The organism is Methanotorris igneus Kol 5, assembly GCF_000214415.1.
Lineage (GTDB): Archaea > AGJL01 > Methanococci > Methanococcales > Methanococcaceae > Methanotorris > Methanotorris igneus.
In genome coordinates, this window is sequence record NC_015562.1 from 1,406,283 (window position 1) to 1,428,943 (window position 22,661).

Here is a 22,661-nt window from a genome sequence, read left to right on the forward strand (position 1 = left end):
TTAAATATACAATTGCAAAAAAGACAAAAAATAAAAAGAAATTGGGATGTAATTATTTTTTAACATTGAAGTTTATAACAATCTTCACATTCTTCATTATTATTTGAATACCTCTATCTTTTGCAATATCTAATATTGTTTCTCCAACTTCGATACCTTTTTCTTCTTTAACCTCTTCTACTTTTTCTTCTTCAGTTTCTTCAGCTTTTTTCATTACTGGATGTCCTTTCTCTTCTAAGAACTTTGCCAATTCTTCAGTGTTTGATACGTCTTCTTCTGTTGCAATTTTGTCATATAAATCCTCAGGTATTGCATCTTTTACCTTTTCCTTCAAGTCCTTTGGAAGCCAAACAACCCTTTGCCAACCCCCATCTCCCTGCAGGAATTTCGGAGACCTCATGTACTCTATTGCAATTCCAACGAATCCTGGAACTTGTTTTCCACCACTGCACTGGCCTGCAAGTGATGAGAATGGCAAACCAAATGGTGTCTCTCCTTTAAAGTTTCTATCTACAACTCCAAACCCATCAACCTCAGGAATGTAAAATGCTATTGCCTCAAAACACCCACAAGACGTGCATGGGCTTGTTAATGCACTATGCATTGCAATTTCTTTAACACTTCCTTGAGACCTACTTTCCACAACCTCATTAACTCCTGAATAGATACCCAATTTTTCATCAAGTAGTTCTCCTTTTGGAACTTCAAATATTGGCCCCTCTGGATCTATTTTTGCTGCTGCTCTTGCGTCAAAATAGCTTATACTTCCACACAATGAAGGTCTATCTGGGGTTATAATACAGACGTGTGTAGGGGCAAAGCTTTGACACATTACACATCCATAGAATACATCAACATCCTCCTCACTCAACTCCCTTGCCCTCGCATCCCTCTCAGCATATATTTTTCTTGCCTCTTCGAGGATTTCTTTAACTTTTTCTTCATCAGTTATGATTTTAACCTTACATTTTTCAATTATTGGGAAGTGTTCTTTGAATAGCGCTTTTACTACCTCCGCAATATGCTTTAACCTTAATCCCTTATTGAATGAGTTTTTATTTATCCTAATCCAAACTTGGTCTCTTTGGTTTAAGTGCATAACTCCCTCAATGTAGTTTAAGAACTCATGGATTCTTCTCTCTAAAACTCCTTCAATATCCTTTTCTAATCCTTTTCCACTAACTTCAACAACTATTGCAAATGGATTTCTGCTCCCCTCTTCCATCTCATCTAACTCTTTTCCAATAACCTCAATACCCTCCTCGACATCATCTTTAACCAAAACTAACTCACAACCATAACTCTTAGGCCCTGCTAATTCAACATGCATATCTGGTCCTCTAACTCTCTCCCCTTCATTCATTGGTCCTACTGAAACTGGAATATCAAATTCAGTAACTTTAACCTCAACTCCCTTCATTTTCAAAGCATTTTCAACAATATTTTCAATATCTGAGCTTTCTAATGCCCCCTCAATAACTGGAACTGGGTTGTTTGTTATAACTGGAACTCCTGCTTTTATACATCCTGCCCCTGCTGCAAGTGTTATATCATCAATATCTCCCAATGCTACAACAATTGCCGGAACTCTATTCTTTATGTAGTCAATTATCTCCTCCGTCTTTCCTGGCTCAATACCTCCAAAGATTAGTGGGGCTCTTATAGCAAGGTTTGCCGCATGTGCTGCAGAAGTTATGCTATCTCCAAGTGGAACCAACAATTTATCCAATCCATATTCTATTCCTGCTTCATCCATTTCCTTAACTATTTCCCCAACAAACAAAGCCAAAATATTTCTCTTCCTTATATCATCAATTAATTTTCTTAATTTCTCCTCATCTCCAACCTTTCCAATAACAACCAAAATTGCTGGGATTTTTCCTTCTACAAGTGGAACCCCTAAGCCCCTTAAGGTTTCATCTGGAATAAAGCCAACGTAGGGTTCTTTGTATGGTTTTTCTTCTGTTGCGTATTTTAACGCCTCTAACGCCTCCGCACACAATAGTGTTACAACTCCTGCATCAAGAGCATTTTCCAACGTCTTTTCATCTTTAATTTCAAGTGAATTTATTAACTCTCTCAATTCGTTAATATCTTTTACTTTTTTTCCCAAAAGCCCATATATTAAAGGAAGATTGTAGTTTGTTCCCTTATAGCCAACTTCTTTATTTTCTATATCTTTTAATGCATCTTTTGTTAAATTCAATACTTTCTTTGCCCCTTTAATTATATTTTCAACAACCATTAATTTCACCACCAAAATTAATTTATAACGATTAATCATTACAAATGTTTTTCAACTACAAACTATATATTATAGTAAATTACGCAGTGCGTATTTTTATTGATGATTATTTACAAAAGTAGCAAAAATTTGCAAAAAATTATTTGCAAGATTAAGAATTATCAAAAGAAAATGTATAAATGCGTAGTAAAAAAATGGGGTTTTTAAAGCTTTCTATTTTTGATTTTGAGTAATATTTTTCCTGTTTTTTTGAATATCAAAAACATAATTTAGATTGGAATCTTATGACCATCTTTTAAGATGTTGAGAACGAGAGTGACCTTACAACCGTTCACATTAACAAGCGGATATATCTTTTCACTTAAAAATCTCCCCAGTTCCTCCATATCTTCAAGAACAACCACACATACAGCATCATACTCTCCAGTGGTTTGATAAAGTTGGGTTATCTCATCATAACTTTTCAAAATCTCAAGGGTTTTCTTTACCTCAGAAGGTTTTAAATAAAGTCCTAAAATTGCAATAACATCTTTTCCTAATTTGTGGGGATTTACTGATATATGGAATCCGTTTATTATTCCATTTTCCTTCATCTTTTTTATCCTTGCTCTAACTGTTCCTTCACTAATTTTTAACTCCCTTCCAATTTCCCTATATGATTTTCTACCATCTTCCTGCAAGATTCTTAGTATTTTTAAATCAATTTTATCAAGATTCATTATTTCACCGTTTACCAGTATCTTCTCTCCCCAATTTTGACATAAAACTCACAGTAATCATCTCCTTTACCACAACATTTTGTCTCCGTAACCTTAACATGTCTCTTTAATTTACTTTCCAAAGTTCCACTAATCAACCCTGCCTCAAAATGACACAATGTAGTTCCAACATTTGGGGCATTGTAGCAAGAGACACACTCTCTCAATGATAAAATCATCTCATCATCGTCAATTTTCTCTATTCCCAATATTCCAATTTTTGTCTTTTTTAATATTTCAGCAAAATTCTCTAATAACTCGGTTGGGGAGTTTTCGACGTAATTTGATATTACGCTCTTTCCAATGTCTTTACCTATATTGTATATTATCGCTTCAATTCCACACCCTGCCGTTAAAATACCTATCCTCACTGCCTGAAATATTGACAATGGAATTAAATCTCCCAAATCTCTCTTTGGTGAATTATTTTTTATTAAATTATGTATATTCTCATCTATTCTCTTCATCAAGAGGTACTTATCCATGATCTCACCACCAATAAAAATCATAAAATGATTATACATAATTTTTATGTATTATAACGATAAAGATTGATGGTTATGAAAATTAGAGATATAGCATTGGAATTTGTTTCATGCATAGTTATAGGTATTGTGGTTGGTTATATAATAGGGGCCCAAACTAACAATATGATTTATGTAGTTATTGGTCTATTAATTGGTATCTTAGCTGGAATTTCACGGTTTATTAAATTTATAAGGAATTATAAACAGTGGTGATATATTGACAAAAATCGAAAATGTTCAAAATTATCCTAATTTTTCTTCAGAGAAAGAGGAACTAATAATTAAAGAAGAGGCAGAGACGAATGAAGAGTATGGATGCAATCCATATGAAAGAAAAATAGAAGACCTATTAAAAAGTGGTGTAGTTGTTATTGATAAACCTTCCGGTCCTACATCACATGAGGTCTCTACATGGGTAAAGAAGATATTAAATTTAAAAAAGGCGGGACATGGTGGGACATTAGACCCAAAGGTAACTGGTGTCTTGCCAATTGCATTAGAGAATGCTACAAAATGCATTCCTATGTGGCACATCCCTCCAAAAGAATATATTTGCTTAATGCATTTGCATAGGGATGCGGATGAGGAAAAAATAAGGGAAATATTTAAGGAATTTGAAGGGAAAATACTGCAGAGGCCTCCTTTAAAGGCAGCGGTGAAGAGGAGTTTAAGGATAAGAAAGATACATAAATTAGAGATATTGGATATTGATGGGAGAGATATTTTGTTTAGAGTTAAATGTCAATCAGGAACTTACATAAGGAAGTTAGTTGATGATATGGGGGAGGCATTAGGAACCTCTGCCCATATGCAGGAATTGAGAAGGGTAAAAAGTGGGGTTTTTGAGGAAAATGATGCGGTTTACTTGCAAGATTTAGTTGATGCATATCATTTTTGGAAAGAAGATGGTGATGAGGAGGAGTTAAGGAGAATAATAAAGCCAATTGAATATGGGTTGAGGCATTTAAAAAAGGTTGTTGTTAAAGATTCAGCAGTTGATGCAATATGCCATGGAGCAGATGTTTATGTTAAAGGAATCTCTAAGTTGAGCAAGGGAATTGGGAAGGGAGAGATTGTTTTAGTTGAAACTTTAAAAGGAGAGGCAATTGGAGTGGGGAAGGCATTGATGAACACAAAGGAGATTTTAAAGGCAAATGAAGGTGTTGCTGTTGATGTAGAGAGGATTTATATGGAACCAAATACATATCCAAGAATGTGGAAAAGGAAGAAGTAATTTATCAATTGGCGATATAAGACCAATATGAGAAATAACAAACCATATTAAACTTAAATTCAAAATAGTAATTTAGAAAGTCAAAATAAACGTGTTAAGATGATAATTATGAAAATTATAAAAAGTGAATACGACAAAATTAAACCATATGTTACCAAAGATGGTTCAATAATTCGTGAATTAATGCATCCAAGTGTTCATGGAGATGTAAAACAAAGTTTGGCAGAAGCGATTGTTCCAGTAGGTTCTAAAACTTTATTACATAAGCATCATGAATCTGAGGAAATATATTACATTTTGGAAGGCAAAGGGTTGATGACATTAGGTAACGAAAAATTTGAAGTTAAAAAAGGAGATACTATATGCATCCCTCCTGAAACCCCTCATAAGATTGAAAATATAGGTAAGGTTCCTTTAAAGATCTTGTGTTGTAGTTTTCCACCATATTCTCATGAGGATACAGAATTAATGGAGTAACTTATTGATTTTTTATGTTTACTGATTAATGTGGATTTTATGGAGAAGTAGTATGCAATAAATAATGTCAAAGTTAGGTTTATGAGATATATGAGGTTGTTTCAGAGGTTTATAAGGATAGTTCAAAAATTTTCAAACCAACACGAAATCCAAATGAAAAATCCCAAATAGAGTTAATTCTTAAAAATTTAAAATAAATTTTCTAAATCGTAACTTATTTATATTATGCTATAAAATATTATCTTGAGCAGGATAATATTGATAGGTATAATCTTGGTGATTCTAATGTTTATAAATAGAAAAGAAGAACTATCTTTTTTAGAAAAACTTTACAAATCAAACAAAAAAGAAGTTTTAATTTTATATGGAAGGAGAAGAGTCGGAAAAACTGAACTTATAAAGCAATTTATAAAAAATATTAATTCAGAGAATGTTATTTATTTTTTGGCAGATAAAAGTGGATTAAAAACAAATGCAGAGAGGTTTTATGAAAAAGCTGCTAAAAAATTCAATTTACCAAAGGTTAAAGTGGATGATTTTAGGGATGCATTTAATCTTTTAAAAATAATCCCAAATAATAGGATAGTTGTGGTTATTGATGAATTCTCATATTTATTAGAGGACAAAAATACTTCAGCAATTTTTCAGCATATAATTGATGAGATTTTGGATGATAGGTTTTTTATAATTCTTTGCGGTTCTCTTGTTGGATTGATGGAGAGTTTAATGAGCTACAAAAATCCACTGTATGGGAGGAGAACAGCCCAACTAAAACTATCTCCATTAAATTTTTTACATGTTAGAGAGTATTTTAAGAATACTGATATTGAGACGGTTGTTAAAATCTATTCTGTAACTGGAGGCATTCCAATGTATTTTAAGCTTTTTAAAGGGGAGGATTTTGAGAAGGAATTAAATGAGGTTGTTTTTTCAAAAACATCTATTTTGTATGAAGAGGTAGAATTTATTTTGAGGGAAGAGGTTGGAGATGTTCATAGGTATTATTTAATCCTTGAAGCACTTGCTAAGGGCTATAATAGAGTTAGTGAGATTTCGAGTGTTACAGGCGTTGAAGCAAAGGATTTACCAAAATATTTGAGAGTTTTGATGAGTTTGGATTTGGTTGAGAGGGAGATTCCAATAACTGAGGGTCTGAAGAGTAAGAAGGGGAGGTATAAGATAAAGGATAATTTCTTTAGGTTTTGGTTTAGGTTTGTGTATCCAAATAAGAGTGAGATTGAAATTGGAACTTATGAAATGGATTATTTATCTTTTAATAAATATGTTGGAGAGGTTTTTGAGTATATAGCTAAAGAGTTTTTAATTGAGTTGAACAAAAATGATAACTTGCCATTTAAGTTTTCAAAGATTGGTAGATGGTGGCATAAGGGAGAGGAGGTTGATTTAATTACCTTGAATGAAAATGAGAGAAAGGCATTATTTGTTGAGGTAAAATGGAAGGAGTTAAGTGTTAAGGAAGTTTATGGTATTTTTAAGGATTTGGAGAGGAAATCTGAATTAGTTGGGTTGAAGGAGTATGATAAATATTATTGTGTTTTTTGTAAGGGAATTAAAGGGAAAATAGAGTTAGATGTGAATTATTTAGTGTTTGATTTAGAGAGTTTAGAGCAGTACTCAGTTAGTGAATAATTCAACAAGTAATAGAGCTAATAAATCAAAAAAATTTAATATATGTGCTGATTAAGATTTATTAAGTTAAATGTTCTGTGGGGGGAGGTTATGGATGTAAAAAAATGTTATAAAAATGGATTAAAGTATCTTAATGAAGGAAAATTTAATAAAGCAAGTAAATATTTGGATAAGGTAATTGAGTATTATGAGAAAAAACTAGGAATAAAATCACATAAAGATTATAAAAATTTAGTTGATAAATTAAAGAATTTAAATGAAGAAGAAATTGGCGTATTTATTGGTGCTTGGATTAATAGGGAAATAGCAAATAGTGGGGGCATATTGGTATATAGTGAAAAAATTAACAGAAAATTAGAAGGACTTAAAGCAATAATAGAACCATGGTTTGATGAAGGCACAAGGCATTTCAATGAAAAGAAATATGAAGAATCTATTAAATATTTTGATAAAATAATTAAAGTTTATGAAATGTTTTTTGGAGTGTTATCTGATGGGGATTATAATAAATTACCTAACAAATTATTAAAATCAATTAATAAAAGCCATAAAAAAGATGATATTGATAAAAAATTAATCAAATCCTATGAAGAGTTTTTAAATTACTCAAATTATAAAATCTACGAAAATGAAAAAAATAAATTATCAGATTTATCTTGGTCTATATTAAAAGGATATTTTGAAAGATTACTCAATAATAATTATAACCAAAATAAGATTAAATATAATAAAAATATAGAATTATTTTCTTATGCATGGAATAATAAAGGAATCGCACTTGCAAGATTAAAAAAATATAAAGAAGCAATAGAATGTTTTGAAAAGGCATTAGAAATAAATCCTGACTTTCATGATACTATCATTGATTTATACCAATATCTAAAACAGAACTTATGTTCAAAAGATAAAATCGATAAAGATGGATTTATAAAAATTTTTGGATTATTATGTGAAATTGCATTTTACATAATGGATCTTAAAAAAGAACTAATGGTTTCAGATAAAGAAGTGATTTATCACTACACTAAACCGATAGTTATAAAAAATCTTTTAGAAGGTTTTCATTTTAGGTTGTACAATGTGTCTTATATGAACGACCCTGAAGAGGGTAAAACATTTTTAAGAATGATTGCTAATGAAAAATTAAGTTTGGATAATCTAAAATATATTTATGAAATTGAACATGAACTTGATATACAAAATTTTAAAGAAAGTGGAGAATTCCAAGCATTTATTGGAAGTTTTGTAGTTGATGATTATGAAGGAGATAATTTATTCTTATGGAGGACTTATGGAAAAGATGAAAATAAAGAAGAAGCAAAAGGGGTTTGTATTGGTATAAAAAAAGATTTTTTTGATAATAAGCATGACTATTTAGAAACTTCTAAAAATATTGGACTTGGGAGCGATATTGGAGATATATTTTGTCTATATTATGTAATTTATTATGAAGATGATGAAACGGAAGATAAAAAACATTCTAATGACTCAAAATTTGAAAAATTAAAAAATACTTTAAAAGAAATAGATAAGTTAATAAGTTTATTAATTCAAGAGCTAAATGAAATCAATAGAAATAATCATCAAAAATTAATTGAATATTCACAAAGCCTAATGGAACTCATAGATAATATCATAATTAAACACAAAGAAAAAGATGAATTAGAAAAAATTGGGGATGTTTTAAGATGGGTTATACTATTTAAATTATTACAGATGAGAATAACAACAAGACAAAATTACTATAAATACCTAAAAATATTGAATGAGGTAACGACATCCTTTATAGAAAATAACAAAGATAAAATTCCTACAGAGTTAATTAAAAAATTAGAAGAATTTAATAGCATTACTTGTGAGGTATTAAAAACCTATGAACCGATAAGAACACTTATAAAATCTCTATTGGATGAAATTAGATACTTAGTAAAATCCAAATATTACAAAGAAGAAAAAGAATGCAGGGTTGTGAAGGTTTATAATCTAAAATTCCACAAAGATAAAATAAAATTAGATACAAATCACACTCCGCCAAGATTATATGTTGAAATAGAGAAAGATTTAAGGGAGTATATTAAAGAAATTATTCTTGGGCCAAAGGTAGAAAATAAAGAACATTGGAAGCTATATTTAGAATATCTTAAAAATAAAGACCCTAAAAAATATGGAAAAATAGAAATTAAACGTTCAAACTGCAACTTTAGATAACTCCATTTGCGAGTGGAAAAATGTTCAAACCAAAGTTACCATAAACCCAATCAAGAATATAAAATAGCTAACAAGATATATATAAATTTAAATAGAGAGAATGTGTTATTGATAATGAAAAAACTTCTAAAAACCATAAGACCAAAAAGCAAACATGGAGGAGGAGAAAAATGATAAGCATAAACGAAAACTTCTGTAAAGGATGTGATATATGTATTGAGGTATGTCCAAAGAAGGTTTTCGAAAAATCTAAAAAATTAAATAAAAAAGGTATTTACCCACCAATCCCAGTAAATGAAGATAAATGCGTAAAATGCATGCTGTGTGTTTTGCAGTGCCCAGACCAAGCAATATCTGTTGAATGATTATTGAATTGAATAATTATTGAATTGTGGGAGTATGAAAATCATCCCAATTGCAAGTGAAAGTTTAGGAGTTAGGAGTTTAGCCACTTATGTTGAAACAGAAGATGTTAAAGTTTTAATAGACCCTGGTGTAGCAATAGCACCAAAGAGATATGGCTTACCCCCAAATGAAATAGAATTTGAGCAATTGAGAAAAATAAGGGAAAAATTAAATAATTTTGCCAAAGAATGTGACATTATAACCATCTCCCACTACCATTATGACCACTACACGCCATTTCATGATGATGAGTACTTAGATTCAAAAGATTATGCAAAAACTCTCTACAAGGATAAAATTTTACTCATAAAACACCCAACAGAATTTATAAACCGAAGTCAAATGAAAAGGGCAAAGGTTTTCTTAGAGAATGTCAAAAACATAGCAAAAGAAATAAACTATGCAGATAACAAAACCTTCCGCTTCAAAAATACCCAAATTAAATTTTCTCCACCATTCCCACATGGAAAAGATGCTAAGTTAGGGTATGTTTTGCTAACAACTATAAAAGATAAAAACTTCACATTCCTCCACGCTTCTGATGTCCAAGGAGTTATTTTTGATGAGTTAAAGGATTATATAATAAATGAATGCCCAGATTTAATAATAATGAGTGGTCCTCCAACTTATTTAATAAACAGATTTGGAAAAGAGAATCTAAAAAAGGTAGATGAAAATTTAATAGACATATTAAAAAATACAGATGCACAGCTGATTTTAGATCATCACTTTTTGAGAGATAAAAACTACAAAGAAAAACTGAGTGTAGATTTTAAAACAATTGCAGAATATATTGGGGAAGAAAATTACTTATTGGAGGCATATAGGAAAGATATAAAAGACGGAAAGCAAATAAACTTTAAACCTTAACAACAACAACGGGAGTATGTTCTAACTCCTCTAAAATCTCAATGGTAATTTCAAAGGTGTTATATTTCTTCATAACATCGTGGATGGATTTCGTTGTTATGTGAGACCTATCTGCTAAATCCGCTATTTTTAATATCTTCTCTAATGGATATTTTTTATAAATCTCATTTCCAGCAATGGCTAATGGTGTAGCCCCAACTAATCCACCAACACCCAATCTTTTCCCAATTTTTCCAATAATATATCCCAAAACACCAATCCCGCTAATAATTCCATCGATTGCATAAGGAAGAGCGGTTACATACCACTTAAAAAACCTATACGTTGCATCGGTATCTACAACCATAACAACAACATCAACATCAAACTCCTCTTTTATTTTTTTATGTAATTTCTCTGCCCATTTTTTTGGTTCTTTTGGTAATAAAGAGGCATAACTTCCAGGAACATTTGTTAAATCAACCCCTCCCTCTGATGCAGGTTTTAAAGCATATATTAAACCAACATGGTCAATAACCACTTGTTTATGCCTCAACGTCTCTTTTTTTGGCATCTTTCTTAGGTTTTTTACTCTATCCTTTCTTGTTCCCAATAAAGGTCCTAAAATATAACCCCACAAATACTTTGACCAATAGTAGGTAAAGTATGCCCAAAATTTTGGTTTTACCTCCCTCTCATCAACAAAATTGTTCTCACTTGTTGAAACCATCTTCTCACTTAACACCACAAAGTCTCCATCATTTAATTTTATATTGCTATTTTTTAAACTTTCAATGACTATTGGTATAAAGTTCTCTCCTGGTTTGATATATCTCGTTTTTATTGGATATGCTTTCATCATCTCAACCATAAATAATAAATTTTTAAATCTCCAAACTTTCTCCATTGTTTAATAAAACAACGCTCTCTCCAAAAGCCCATCTGAATAATTCAGGATTTTCAGTATGCACTGGAATTATGTAGTCAGGATCTATCTTTTCAATAACCTCCCTCAGCCCTTCTTTTGAAATATGCCCTGATGTATGGAGTCCTTTTTCAAATATTGGTTTCCCATTTTCATCAACTTTAAAACCATAAATTTCAAAGTTAAAGTGTTTAAGCCAATTCCACAATCTTAAAAAGCTAAACTCCTGCTCTTCCCCAAATGCCTCACTTGAAGAATAGATATAAATCCCCCCATCTGGATTAACATCCAATAGGTGTGGCATATCATAGAATGAGAAGCATAAAATATAGTTCTCACAATTTTCTCTAATTTCAAATGGAGAGATGATATAATTACAATATAAGTCTAAAATCTCTTTTTCCCATTTCTGTTGAGTGGCTTTAAGATTTTCATAAATTTTTACATCATCATCAATTATATCAATATTAGCCACTTCTTTTAAAGCCCATAAGAAATAGGCGTCTTTTGTAGTTATAACCAATTCCCTGCCAGTTTTTTTAGCAATTTCTTTAAAAATTTCTAATCTTTCAAAATTTCTTGGTGAAAAATCAGCAATAACTAACCCTTTAGCATCTTCAATGATTTTTAAAGAGTTGTTATAAACATCCTCCTCACTAACATTGACATCATTATCCCTATTAACTCTTGTCCCTTCTGTAATTAAAACACTTGCATTTTTAGCCTCTTTAATAAATTTTCTTGTTTTATTCTTATTTTTCCCATGTTCCCTAAAATCCCCTGTATATGCTACACTTACATCACCTTCAACAATATAACCAACAGCCCCATAGATTGAATGATCCACCTCAAATGCCTTAATTTCAAGTCCCAAGTCTTCTTCATATAGCGTTTTAACTTCATTTTGGTTAATTTTCTTCACTTTATTAGATGAGTTCTGCCCAGGTCTATAAAAGATAAATTCTTCAATATTTTTATTGTCATCTGTAAGAATAATTTTTCTTGAACAGTAGGGGGATTTTCTATCTGATTCAAGAACATGGCCACTTTCATCTTTTGGTTTTTTTATACTATAGTAAGGCAAATCCATCCCTAAGTGTTTGCCAGTTGAAGTATCTCTTAATGCCTTTAGAATTGTCATTGTTATTGAAGATCCAACCATAGGAATTTCTTCATTGAGAATAGCAATGTTTCCAACATGGTCAAGATGAGCATGGCTTATTAAAACAGCATTAATAGGAATTTTTGGATACCTATAAATATCTAAATCTTTGGGAATTAAATCACTTCTGTAAATGTTTAGTTTTGGTATTAAATTGAGATGCCACAAATCATAAATACCTCTTGCAGACCTTTCATTTAAATATTCCTCATAATATTTTGAGTAATTGGCAAAATTCATTCCAAAATCTAAAAATAGCCCATTATCTCCCTCTTTTATATAAATTTTATTTCCACCTATTGTATTTGCCCCATCATAGATGGTTATTTTCATCTTCCCCCTCAAAGACATTTTTTAACTTTATTAATGAATTTCTTAATATTATTAATGCAATTGTTAATATAATTCCATCAATTGGAGCAAGAATTAAGATGATTATAAGAACTGGAAAGGCAATATACCAAAAGTACTTCCAAGTGACAATCTTAAAGATTAGGTATGCATAAGCCACTAAGAAGATAATAAAGGAAATTGCATAACATATTAAACCAAGGATTCCTTTAAGCCCAACCCCAATAAGTGTAAAAATAAACCCTACAAACACTAAAACTAAAAATTTAAATAAAGTTTTTAAAAATCCCATTTAGTTTCACCAAAATTTATTTAGCAATTTATCAATGGCATTTAAAAACTCCTCATCCATCTCATTATTTTTTAATGTTTCAAGGTTATATACTAAGAGATAAAGCTCAGTTTCATCAAAGAACTTACAGTAATCAACATTTGTTTTGAAATTGTTATAATTTTTAAACTTTGGGAATATCAAAGCTGAAGGAACTTTATATTTTTTAGCATAAGTGTAAATTTGCCTAAGGATGTCTGGAGAAAGATTTTCTTCAATTTCTTTGTATTTTGCATCTAATACAAGCTTTACTTCTCCATTTTTATATACTATAAAGTCAGGTTTTTGTTTTATTTTATCTAAATATTTTGTTTCTTTAAGTAAATTAAATTCTTCCTGATAGCCAATGGAAAATTTTCTTTTTAGTATGTTGCATATAAACCTCTCAAACAATTCATTCATATCTATGAAGAAACCAACATTATCTTCCCCTCTAAGTTCTCCTAAGGAGGTTAGTACTATTTTAGCTAAATTAAAGGATTTTTTGAATCTATTGTTTAATCTTGTGAATTTAACCTTTTTAAAATCTTCAACATTTATCTTTTTTAGTTCAATACCATCAAATATTAACATTAGTTCACTTAGATATTTTTTGTTTGTCCTTATTTTTGTTTTCCTTAAAGAAGTTGCAACTGCATAATAAAATATCTGATTCAATAAATTATTTTCATCAAATAAGAAATATTCAACAAAAAATCTATCTCTTTGATGAGGAAGTTTTCTTATCTCCTTCTCAATCAACAACTTTCCTTTTAGAAATTTTTCTTCCCCTCTAATTTTAATATACTCCTTATAAATTCCTCTTTTTATTTCTTCCAATAGAGATTTTGCAAATAGATAAATGAAAATTTCATAAAAGGCTTTTGATAGACTGTTTATTGCTCTAACTTCTTTCTCTTCTAATTTTAAATCAAAGGCAAAGTTAAGCATATTCAGGAAGAGATATTCTTTTTCTTCACTATTTTTAAAGATTTTTGGTAAAATTTGAATAGAAACATCTTTTATAGAAGCAAATCCAACATAATTGTTGGCTTTTATTTTGTTATGGTAAAGGGTGAATATTTTATCTTCAGATCCACCATTTATTTTTTTAAATAAATTAAAAATTTCTTCTTTTTCATTTAGGTTTAGTTCATTCTTTAGCTCTTCTATATCTTTCTCCTGATATTCATAAAAAGTAATTAAATTCATAATCAATCACTTAATATCTTATTGATAGCATTTTTGAACTCTTCTCCAGTTAACCTTTTTATTTCATAAGAGTTTTCCTTTTCCTCAATAAAATCTTTAAGAATCTCTTTTAATCCATCAACATCTCCATAGAAATACTCCTCCAATAGTGGGATAATTTCATGATACCAAACAAACTCTAAATCTTCAAGAGTTTCAACACCTAAGAAATATGAATGCCCTATCCTATGGTCTCTATCTTTTAATTTCATGAGTTTTTCATTTAGAGATTTTAATAACTCTGCTAAATTAATTCCTTCAATTTGTTTATTTTTAGCATTATTCTCAATTAGTTCATAATTTGGCTCAACTTCTAAGAATCCAAACCTTCTCCTTAAAGCAATATCTAATAATGCTATACTCCTATCTGCAGTGTTCATAGTTCCAATTATATATAGATTTGGAGGGACTGCAAAAGGCTCTTTTGAATAAGGTAACTCAACAATAATTTCATTGTCCTCACTTAGCCTCTTATCTTTCTCTAAGAGAGTTATTAACTCCCCTAAGATATTGGAAATATTCCCCCTGTTTATCTCATCTATTACTAAATAGAACTTTTGAGCATTTTGGAAATCTTCTTTTTTAAAGACATTTTTTGTTTCTTTATGTTCTTTGAGTTTTTCAATGACTATTTCTTTTATGGTTTCATAGTTAGGATTATATTCTAATTTTTCATTTTGAGAGTCTTTTATATTATTGTTGATTATTTCTTTTAGTTCTTTATATAATGCAAAGTAATAGGAATCATAACTAGTATGCCTTATTTTATCATTTACATCTTTTGGACCGTTTATTCTTTCACCTTCAATTAAATCCTTTTCGAACATGTCCTTTAAAAATGGAATATTTAACGGGTAATATTCATTTACACTTTCATTTGGTTTTATTAATATATTCGAGATTTTTTCGTTTTTGTATTTATAATCAAGTATTTTGAATTTTTTACCCATTTTAGTTTTTAATACACTACCAACAGGATATTTATCTTCAAATTCCTTTAAAGCTTTATCTAACAACCTATCTAAATCTATTTCCTTTTTAATATCTTCTTTATCTTTTAGAGCTTCCCAAATTGCTAAAATACACATTTTTTTAAATATTCCATCCTCAACTTCATAAGTTATATTTCCATCTTCAGTTGTTTTTGGCTTAAGTCCTTCTATAAAATCTTCATAGGAGTAAGATTGATGGAAAGTTATAAATTTATAATATCCTTTACCCTCTACATATTTTAAAGCTGAATGTGTTTTCCCTGTCCCTGGAACTCCATATAATATTATCTGCCTCTTTTTATCTAAGATTTTGTCCATTTTTTCTTTTATTTCTGGTGGAACAGTATTGGAGTCACTTATTATATTATTACTAGTACTATTTTTAGAATTATTAGGTTTGGGTACTTCTCCATATTCATATAAAGCATAAGAAGTTTTGATACTATCCTCAATATTTCTTACATTTTCTGAAATTTTCTTAAATACATTGATAGCATCTTCATAATTTCCTTTTGCACCTGCAAGATGGATATTCACTAAACCTAATTTTTCAATAGCATCTGATATTTTATGATTTAGGGGTATGAACCATTCAGGTTTTAAAATATGTCCTAATGTAGAAACCACAGTTATACTGGCAGATTTTGTACCTTTATCAGATAAGAGGTTCTTGAAAGCATTATATGCATCATCCTTAGTTTCTGCTGATTTTACATTTCTAATAAATTCTATTAATTTTTCTCTTGTAGGCTCATCTCTCAGAGCTTGTGAAAAATTTGATGGAAATCCAGTTTCTATATAACATATGCTTGTTGCTTTACCTACAATATCTCTCCAACCTTCATCATATTTTTTATTCTTCAATTCATCTAACTTTTCAACCAATTCATTTTTAATACTCTTAAGAATTTCTTTAATTTCTTCAACTTTATTTTTATCAATATTTCCATATTTTTTAATAATTTCTTCAAGATTTGTAATTTCCATTACTATCGCCTTAATCATTTATAGTTGCGAATTTTTTAAACTTATTTATATATTAATGAATTTAAATAATTTTTATTCTTAAGGGTGGTGCATAATTTATACATCTAAATTTATGTCCTAACAGCTCTTATTTACCTAATTATTAATTAGTATTAATAAGGAAAGGAATACTAAATTTCTACTAATTCTAACAATATTTTTATTTTCTCTTCAACACAATTCAAATCCTCTGGAGTGGAGATAATAACTACTTTCTCATCTAACTTAGCATTATCTATATCTCCTAATTTGATTATCTTATATCCCTCTTTTTTATAAATTTCCTCTTTCTCTCTCTGTCTAAGTCTATAATCTAAGCTATCCACGCCATAATGTTCCCATAGAATTTCTTTATCTCCTAAGCATAGTTTAAAGTCTGGTAAAACTCCCAATTTTAAATACTCAGAGATTGGCTCATATTCATATTCTATTCCTAACTTATGAAAAATATCTGCCAACTTCTTCTCATCTTCACTCCTAACCTTTTCTCCTCTCTCAGTTTCTATAGCTCTCTCTTCATAAAAAGGAATTAAAGAGTCAATATCAAAATTGTCAAATAAATTAGTTTTTCTATTTCTTAACTCCGAGTTATAGACATTAATTAAATTCTCTAAACTCTCTTCAACAATTATCCATAATCTTTTTTTAGCCCTTGTTACTGCTGTATAAAGCATTTCCTTTGAGACAAATTTGTTTAATCCTTTAGGAATAGCAACTATTATATTTTCAAAACCACTACCTTGGCTTTTGTGTATGGTTATGGCATAGGCATGTTCTATATTATCATCACTAACATATACATAAGGTCTTCTTTCATTTTCATCAGAATAGAATTTTATTGCATATTTTTTATAATTTTTATTGTAGAAATATACATAACCCATCATCCCATTATAAATCCCTTTTTTGTACTTATTTTTAGTCTGAATAACTTTATCAGCTACATACTTATTTCCATAGAACAAATTTAATTTCATTTTGTCTCTATATTTTTCAGGGACAAACTTTGAATCTTGCCTTATATAGAGGTTAATTATGTAAGAGTTTAGCTCTCCCTTTGTTTTTGTTGGAGATAGGATCTCTAACTTATCATCAAATACAGCAAATTCAAAGAAATTATCTTTGCTGTTCTCCTCCAATATTTTCTCTATAGCATCTTCTAAAGCTTTTAATAAATTATCTTTAACAACTTCAATTGTTATAACCTCTTTCTCTCCATCTCTTATTCTATAAATTTCTTTATTATCTAAAACTTCTTTTTCTTTTAATAACTCCTCTAACTTAATCTTTCTTTCTTCTCCATCCATTAAGAATATTTCTGAAAACTCAGCAATTTTCTTAGATTCAGATCTTAGTGGAATCTCTAATTTTGCTATAGCATCTTTATTAACCCTCTCTAAGTATCTGTAAATATCATGGAATGGCTTTCCAGCATCTACTGGGGGTAGTTGGTTAATGTCTCCAACAAATACCAGATGCTTCTCTATATCAACACATTTAAATAAATTCCCTAATATTTTAGTGTCTATCATAGAGCTCTCGTCTAATATTAGGACATAGACCTTTTTCTTTGCATTTTCTGGAACATCTCTCAATACAAAGAAATCAAAATTAAAATAATCACTAAATTCTTGGGCTATAAATCTATGGATAGTCATTACTTTGACATTATTTATTTTCTTCTCCTTTAATTTCTCTCTAATAACCATTGCTGATTTTCCAGTAGGAGTTAGGATATAGATATCCTCATAACCATATTTATCCTTTAAAATTTTTACTAAAGTAGATATTACAGTTGTTTTCCCTGTTCCTGCTGGGCCAGTTAAAATGCCAACTCTATTTTTTAATAGCTTTTCAACAGCTTCTATTTGCATTTCTATAGCTTTCTTATAATCTTCATCTTCTTTTTTCTCATTTCTCAAAAGCTTTTCTATTTCCTCTTTACTAACCCTAAGTTCTTCTTTTGGTTTATCAAGCATTTTATTAATAGTTTCTTCTATAACCCTCTCACTTTCTTTTATGTCTTTTAAAGTAAACAATTTTACTTTCTCATTTCCAATAATCTTCTCCTCAATAACTACTTTCTCTTTTATAATTTCCTCATTCTTCTCAATCATCTCTAAAAATTCTTTAAAGCTAATGTCTACCCCAATTTTATCAAAAATATTTTTAACCTCTCCAGTAGTTACTGTTGTATGCCCGTGCTTTAGTAGCCTCTTTAAAATCTCAACTAATAAAGCTCTTATCCTGTAAGGGTTATGTTTATCAAAATCTTTAACTCTCCTCTGTTCCCAGGAATCTACTTCAATAAAACTAAATCCAGAAAAATCTTCCTTCTCTTTTAAATCTTCAACTAAGACATAGGGATTTTCTAAAATTTCCTCTAAGCTAATGAATCCTTTTTTTATTTGTTCCTTTATTATTTTAATGTCATAAGCCATTAAATCATAGTACACTGCATAGTTTAATAAGAATTCTTTAAACTCATTTTTAAAGTCACTGTTCTCTTTTCTTTTTTCTAAACTCTCTTTTAATTCCTTATAAAGCTCCTCTTCTTTATTACTCTCAACAGCTTCAAAATATTTTGAATAAGCTTCTTTATCACCTAAATAGTATATCACTGCTGGCAATCCAGGGTATTTGTATTCTCTACCCTCTAATTCACTGATAACATTTTTTATTCTATCTAAAAACTTATCAAAATCCTTCATTACCCATGGCCTAAAAGCTTTATTTCCTTTTAGATACTCCATAAAGTCTGGATATTCCTCAATAAATTTATTAAATCCTTCTAAAATTTCTATAGCTTTTTTTAATATTTCTATTAGGGTTTTATCAGTTATAATATTACACATCCCTCTAAAGTACCTACTGAAATCTTCAACATCAAAAACAACTAAATGTTCAAACTCTTTATAGTCTAAATTTTTATCTTTACAAAACTCTATAAACTCCTGATAAGGTAGAGTAAATACAATATCCTCTAAATCAAAGTCTATTTCAAAACCTAATTTGTTCTTATTTTTTTCATCTTTATTTATTATTTCTTTAATCTTTACACAGCCAATTATAACCTTATTATCAGACAAAGGATTTTCTCTCACATGTATAACAGTGTATTTTCCTTTAACATAATCCAATATTTCCTTAAACCTTTCAACATTTGAGAATAATAATGTTGGAATTCTACCAACTCTATTTCCTCCCTCTTTAATTACATTATTATTCTCAATGAACATTACTGATTCATGGCATGGCATTCCTTTAGGGATAGTGCTAATGACTCCTGAAGGGTTGTTTAAGCATAATTTTGAATTATATTTATTAAATTTTACATACTTAAAGCTTTCACAGTATCTATTCTCCTCTGGCTTTCTACAAAATCTACCATTCCATCCTGAGTCATGCCAAGCTACTAAAGAAACTAAGTTCTTCATCTCTATCACCTCAACCTAATTAATTTTTTAAATATTTCATTATTCTATCTTCTAAAACATGAATTTCCTGTAAAAATCTTTTACTTCCAATTTCTTTCCTTTCTCTACCATTATTGCCCTTCTTTACCCAACCCATTTGGCTAAATCTAATTTTAATTCTCCTATCAGATATTACCATTTTACCATCAACATAAACTTTAAAGAATGGAGCATTTTTAAAACCAGATTTTTTATATAACTCTATCTCAAAATTATTTAGGAAATAATTAAATTTCTCTTTCAACTTACCATCTATTTTTTGATAAACTCTAGCTAACGCTATTGTTAGAGTATCAACAATTATTTTGTCATTAACTTCAACTCCAACAATCATTTCTTTTTCATCTTCAACTATACTACTATCTAACACTTCATCAGACAAATCTAAATCTTTTACTTCTTCAAATTTTTTAATAATATATCTTTTAACTTCATCATCATTATTAATAACAAAAATTCTCTTTTCACTTTCAATTTTTTCTAATATACTTTCATTTGCCATAATGTCCTCCCCCCATAGTTTTTTTAAGTGAAATACTTTTTTACCATACTTTTTTTATATATATTCCATAAAATCTTTCCAAAGTTTTAATCTTCTTTTTAATTCTGGGATTTTATTTTCTATAATTTTAACTGTCATTTCCTATCATTCCTTCTTCTTACATACTCAACTACTTTTACAACATCCTCTAAGAGCGTACTACATTCCTCCAATCCCTCAGGTACTTTATACTCCTCCCCACTTAGTATTGAAAGTAAAGCATCAGTTAGTGGCCACTCACTACGGTCAATTAGATCAAGAAACTTTTTAGCCTCTTCGACTGTCAAATTTCCCCCAACTAAGTCAAGGGCTACTTTTAAAGCATAAATATCAGTATTTACATCTCCGGTCATTTTTATTATTCTATCAATATCTTCATTGTATAGCGTCACATGTCCAAACTCATGTTGGGTTTTGTAGTGAATACAAATTGACTTTATCATGCATCTAACTGCATCCCTCTTTTTTCCTAAATCTGCATAAGTTAGGGCTAAATTGTGCATTATCAAACCTTTCTCCTTTGGGGTCTTTGCATATTCTAAAGCCTTTTTAAGTATAGGCAAAGCTTCCTCAGAACGGTTCATCTCATAATAATGAGTACCTAAGTTGTTTAAGGTTATTGAATGAAACTTAGGAACTATTCCAAGTTTTATGGCTTTTTCATTAAACTCAACAGCCATTTTTAGATACTTCTCAGCCTCTTCAGGATAGTTTTGCTGTGGAGAATAAATCAGTGAAACTGATGTTGCAATATCAGAAGCCCTTATGTAATATTTCGCTGCCAGTTTTTTGTAAACTGGAAGTTTTGCATTTTCAAAAATTTCGTATATTTTCCTTAAAAATTCATCGCTACTAAATTTTTCATGCTCTTTTTCATAATACTCAGCTATGCTAATAAGTAGTTTTAAATATCCATCTGCATAGATGGTTTTTTCCTTTTCCCAAGCGCTTTCATACGCATTTATGAGTTCATCTAAATCTTCCTCAGAGAATCCCTTTTCAAAAAATTCTTCAACTGTAATTCCTTCTGGTTTAACGAGCTGTTTAAGGTCTATTTTTTTACGTTCTTTTTTACGTTCTTTCTTTTCATTCTTTTTATTTCTGTCTTTTTTGAATTTAAACTCCATACCATAATATAACGCTCCATAAACCTCATGATAAATACCTAACTCAGAAGCTATTCTTTCTAATGTATTTACTAACTTATAGTTCAGCTCATTCCCATAGTTTGCTTTTATGTAACTTTCCACTTCAAAAGTATCTATAATCATACGATTCAAAATTGGCATCTCATGTTTTCTTTCATTAATCACCTTACACAACTTCTCACATAATTTTCCATATTTTTCTAATATCTCTTCATCTTCATATTTATTCGGTTTTTTCTCATAGTATTCAGCAACACTTATGAGTAATTTTGCGTATCCATCTGCATAAAGTGTTTTTTCCTTTTCCCAAGCGCTCTCATACGCATCTATGAGTTTATCTAAATCTTTCTCGGAAAATCCTTTTTCAAAAAATTCTTCAACTGTAATTCCTTCTGGTCTAACATTCAATGGATTTAGCATATAATTACATATTCTTTCAGCCTTTTCACAAATAGGTCTCAAAACCTTCCAATATGTTAGTTTTCTATTTTTTTCCTTTTGTTTAAATTCTTCTAAATTTACTTCATATTTTCCATCAGAGTTTATTTTAACCAATCTGCCTGTAATCTCCTCTAATGTCTGCTCTAAGGGACACCATACCATAGAACTTACCATTTTTTCATACTTGTCCTTTTCTACAAGATATATGCAGTAAAGGAAAGCCCTTAGTTCTTTTATACTCACTCCATCAGCATATCCTGCGTATTGTTGAAGATAATATATAACCGTGGCTATCATTGGACGCCTTCTAACAGATGCAAAATTGCCCCAATCCATACATTTATCTGATTCTCTAAGTTTTTTAAGACAGTTTTCAATTTCATCTTTTCTTTGCTCGTAGAGTTCCATTAAAGGGGTTTTCATTAATAACCACCCCTATTAAAATTATTTAAAACTTAGTTTCATTGGAAATATTTTCTCCAAAGTCTATACCCCCTATCATAACTGAAATTAAAGATAAATACTCTTCTATCGGATTTTATACACTGGTTTCTTTAATACAACTTAAAGAAGCACCTACTTTCCTTTTTATACGGTTCAATAAATAAAATCTCCTCTTTAAACTTTTTAACAATATTATATCGCCTAATTTTTTAAAGGTTCCACAATGTCATCCCCCAATTTA

Annotated in this window: 18 protein-coding genes; 7 read left to right on the plus strand and 11 right to left on the minus strand. The window is 29.7% G+C overall.

The genetic code is table 11. From position 1 onward, the window contains the following. Positions 1-52: 52 nt before the first annotated feature. The 3 genes from acsB to METIG_RS07010 all read right to left on the minus strand — a co-directional run bounded on the left by acsB (position 53) and on the right by METIG_RS07010 (position 3,488). On the minus strand, positions 53-2,245 hold the full coding sequence (gene acsB, locus METIG_RS09315; RefSeq protein WP_013799513.1) for an acetyl-CoA decarbonylase/synthase complex subunit alpha/beta: 2,193 nt from the start codon (positions 2,243-2,245) through the stop codon (positions 53-55). Between the two features lie 269 nt (positions 2,246-2,514). Then, on the minus strand, positions 2,515-2,964 hold the full coding sequence (locus METIG_RS07005) for an Lrp/AsnC family transcriptional regulator (protein WP_013799514.1): 450 nt from the start codon (positions 2,962-2,964) through the stop codon (positions 2,515-2,517). 11 nt (positions 2,965-2,975) lie between these two features. Beyond that, positions 2,976-3,488: a V4R domain-containing protein gene (locus METIG_RS07010; protein ID WP_013799515.1), complete on the minus strand. Its 513-nt coding sequence runs from the start codon at positions 3,486-3,488 to the stop codon at positions 2,976-2,978. A 75-nt stretch (positions 3,489-3,563) separates the two neighbouring features. Between METIG_RS07010 and METIG_RS07015 the strand changes: the two genes are divergently transcribed. From METIG_RS07015 to METIG_RS07045, 7 genes are all read left to right on the plus strand, one after another. Further along, a complete protein-coding gene (locus METIG_RS07015; RefSeq protein WP_048055576.1) occupies positions 3,564-3,743 on the plus strand; it encodes an AtpZ/AtpI family protein in 180 nt (59 codons plus the stop codon). A gap of 13 nt (positions 3,744-3,756) precedes the next feature. Next, positions 3,757-4,764: an RNA-guided pseudouridylation complex pseudouridine synthase subunit Cbf5 gene (locus METIG_RS07020; RefSeq protein WP_048055699.1), complete on the plus strand. Its 1,008-nt coding sequence runs from the start codon at positions 3,757-3,759 to the stop codon at positions 4,762-4,764. A gap of 99 nt (positions 4,765-4,863) precedes the next feature. Continuing rightward, the gene (locus tag METIG_RS07025) at positions 4,864-5,241 is read left to right on the plus strand and encodes a cupin domain-containing protein (RefSeq protein ID WP_013799518.1); all 378 of its coding nucleotides are present in this window, start codon (positions 4,864-4,866) and stop codon (positions 5,239-5,241) included. A gap of 285 nt (positions 5,242-5,526) precedes the next feature. After that, on the plus strand, positions 5,527-6,891 hold the full coding sequence (locus METIG_RS07030) for an ATP-binding protein (RefSeq protein WP_048055578.1): 1,365 nt from the start codon (positions 5,527-5,529) through the stop codon (positions 6,889-6,891). Between the two features lie 90 nt (positions 6,892-6,981). Further along, positions 6,982-9,099: a tetratricopeptide repeat protein gene (locus tag METIG_RS07035; RefSeq protein ID WP_013799520.1), complete on the plus strand. Its 2,118-nt coding sequence runs from the start codon at positions 6,982-6,984 to the stop codon at positions 9,097-9,099. Positions 9,100-9,269: 170 nt separating this feature from the next. Next, complete coding sequence (locus tag METIG_RS07040; protein WP_013799521.1) at positions 9,270-9,464, plus strand: 4Fe-4S dicluster domain-containing protein; 195 nt, start codon at positions 9,270-9,272, stop codon at positions 9,462-9,464. Positions 9,465-9,498: 34 nt separating this feature from the next. Next, entirely contained in the window at positions 9,499-10,374 is an 876-nt protein-coding gene (locus tag METIG_RS07045) for an MBL fold metallo-hydrolase (protein ID WP_013799522.1), read from the plus strand. Here METIG_RS07045 and METIG_RS07050 read toward each other — a convergent pair. The 8 genes from METIG_RS07050 to METIG_RS09580 all read right to left on the minus strand — a co-directional run bounded on the left by METIG_RS07050 (position 10,364) and on the right by METIG_RS09580 (position 22,399). Beyond that, positions 10,364-11,224, minus strand: a complete 861-nt coding sequence (locus tag METIG_RS07050) for a coenzyme F420-0:L-glutamate ligase (RefSeq protein WP_013799523.1) — start codon at positions 11,222-11,224, stop codon at positions 10,364-10,366. The genes METIG_RS07045 and METIG_RS07050 overlap by 11 nt on opposite strands. Positions 11,225-11,237: 13 nt before the next feature. Further along, on the minus strand, positions 11,238-12,773 hold the full coding sequence (locus tag METIG_RS07055) for a ribonuclease J (RefSeq protein WP_013799524.1): 1,536 nt from the start codon (positions 12,771-12,773) through the stop codon (positions 11,238-11,240). Then, on the minus strand, positions 12,754-13,083 hold the full coding sequence (locus METIG_RS07060) for a hypothetical protein (protein ID WP_013799525.1): 330 nt from the start codon (positions 13,081-13,083) through the stop codon (positions 12,754-12,756). The genes METIG_RS07055 and METIG_RS07060 overlap by 20 nt, the downstream gene beginning before the upstream one ends. 6 nt (positions 13,084-13,089) lie before the next feature. Beyond that, the gene (locus METIG_RS07065; protein WP_013799526.1) at positions 13,090-14,313 is read right to left on the minus strand and encodes an McrC family protein; all 1,224 of its coding nucleotides are present in this window, start codon (positions 14,311-14,313) and stop codon (positions 13,090-13,092) included. A gap of 2 nt (positions 14,314-14,315) precedes the next feature. Continuing rightward, positions 14,316-16,349, minus strand: coding sequence for an McrB family protein (locus tag METIG_RS07070; RefSeq protein ID WP_013799527.1), 2,034 nt, complete (start codon positions 16,347-16,349; stop codon positions 14,316-14,318). A 152-nt stretch (positions 16,350-16,501) separates the two neighbouring features. Beyond that, the gene (locus tag METIG_RS07075; RefSeq protein WP_013799528.1) at positions 16,502-19,807 is read right to left on the minus strand and encodes an ATP-dependent DNA helicase; all 3,306 of its coding nucleotides are present in this window, start codon (positions 19,805-19,807) and stop codon (positions 16,502-16,504) included. A 19-nt stretch (positions 19,808-19,826) separates the two neighbouring features. Beyond that, positions 19,827-20,348: a hypothetical protein gene (locus tag METIG_RS07080; protein WP_013799529.1), complete on the minus strand. Its 522-nt coding sequence runs from the start codon at positions 20,346-20,348 to the stop codon at positions 19,827-19,829. A gap of 134 nt (positions 20,349-20,482) precedes the next feature. Next, on the minus strand, positions 20,483-22,399 hold the full coding sequence (locus tag METIG_RS09580; RefSeq protein WP_013799530.1) for a tetratricopeptide repeat protein: 1,917 nt from the start codon (positions 22,397-22,399) through the stop codon (positions 20,483-20,485). Between the last annotated feature and the right edge of the window lie 262 nt (positions 22,400-22,661).

What these genes read in the sequence shown, in the direction of transcription:
- acsB (WP_013799513.1), bottom strand. Translation starts at nt 2,245, where the DNA reads ATGGTTGTTGAAAATATAATTAAAGGGGCAAAGAAAGTATTGAATTTA.
- METIG_RS07005 (WP_013799514.1), bottom strand. Translation starts at nt 2,964, where the DNA reads ATGAATCTTGATAAAATTGATTTAAAAATACTAAGAATCTTGCAGGAA.
- METIG_RS07010 (WP_013799515.1), bottom strand. Translation starts at nt 3,488, where the DNA reads ATGGATAAGTACCTCTTGATGAAGAGAATAGATGAGAATATACATAAT.
- METIG_RS07015 (WP_048055576.1), top strand. Translation starts at nt 3,564, where the DNA reads ATGAAAATTAGAGATATAGCATTGGAATTTGTTTCATGCATAGTTATA.
- METIG_RS07025 (WP_013799518.1), top strand. Translation starts at nt 4,864, where the DNA reads ATGATAATTATGAAAATTATAAAAAGTGAATACGACAAAATTAAACCA.
- METIG_RS07030 (WP_048055578.1), top strand. Translation starts at nt 5,527, where the DNA reads ATGTTTATAAATAGAAAAGAAGAACTATCTTTTTTAGAAAAACTTTAC.
- METIG_RS07035 (WP_013799520.1), top strand. Translation starts at nt 6,982, where the DNA reads ATGGATGTAAAAAAATGTTATAAAAATGGATTAAAGTATCTTAATGAA.
- METIG_RS07040 (WP_013799521.1), top strand. Translation starts at nt 9,270, where the DNA reads ATGATAAGCATAAACGAAAACTTCTGTAAAGGATGTGATATATGTATT.
- METIG_RS07045 (WP_013799522.1), top strand. Translation starts at nt 9,499, where the DNA reads ATGAAAATCATCCCAATTGCAAGTGAAAGTTTAGGAGTTAGGAGTTTA.
- METIG_RS07050 (WP_013799523.1), bottom strand. Translation starts at nt 11,224, where the DNA reads ATGGTTGAGATGATGAAAGCATATCCAATAAAAACGAGATATATCAAA.
- METIG_RS07055 (WP_013799524.1), bottom strand. Translation starts at nt 12,773, where the DNA reads ATGAAAATAACCATCTATGATGGGGCAAATACAATAGGTGGAAATAAA.
- METIG_RS07060 (WP_013799525.1), bottom strand. Translation starts at nt 13,083, where the DNA reads ATGGGATTTTTAAAAACTTTATTTAAATTTTTAGTTTTAGTGTTTGTA.
- METIG_RS07065 (WP_013799526.1), bottom strand. Translation starts at nt 14,313, where the DNA reads ATGAATTTAATTACTTTTTATGAATATCAGGAGAAAGATATAGAAGAG.
- METIG_RS07070 (WP_013799527.1), bottom strand. Translation starts at nt 16,349, where the DNA reads ATGATTAAGGCGATAGTAATGGAAATTACAAATCTTGAAGAAATTATT.
- METIG_RS07075 (WP_013799528.1), bottom strand. Translation starts at nt 19,807, where the DNA reads ATGAAGAACTTAGTTTCTTTAGTAGCTTGGCATGACTCAGGATGGAAT.
- METIG_RS07080 (WP_013799529.1), bottom strand. Translation starts at nt 20,348, where the DNA reads ATGGCAAATGAAAGTATATTAGAAAAAATTGAAAGTGAAAAGAGAATT.
- METIG_RS09580 (WP_013799530.1), bottom strand. Translation starts at nt 22,399, where the DNA reads ATGAAAACCCCTTTAATGGAACTCTACGAGCAAAGAAAAGATGAAATT.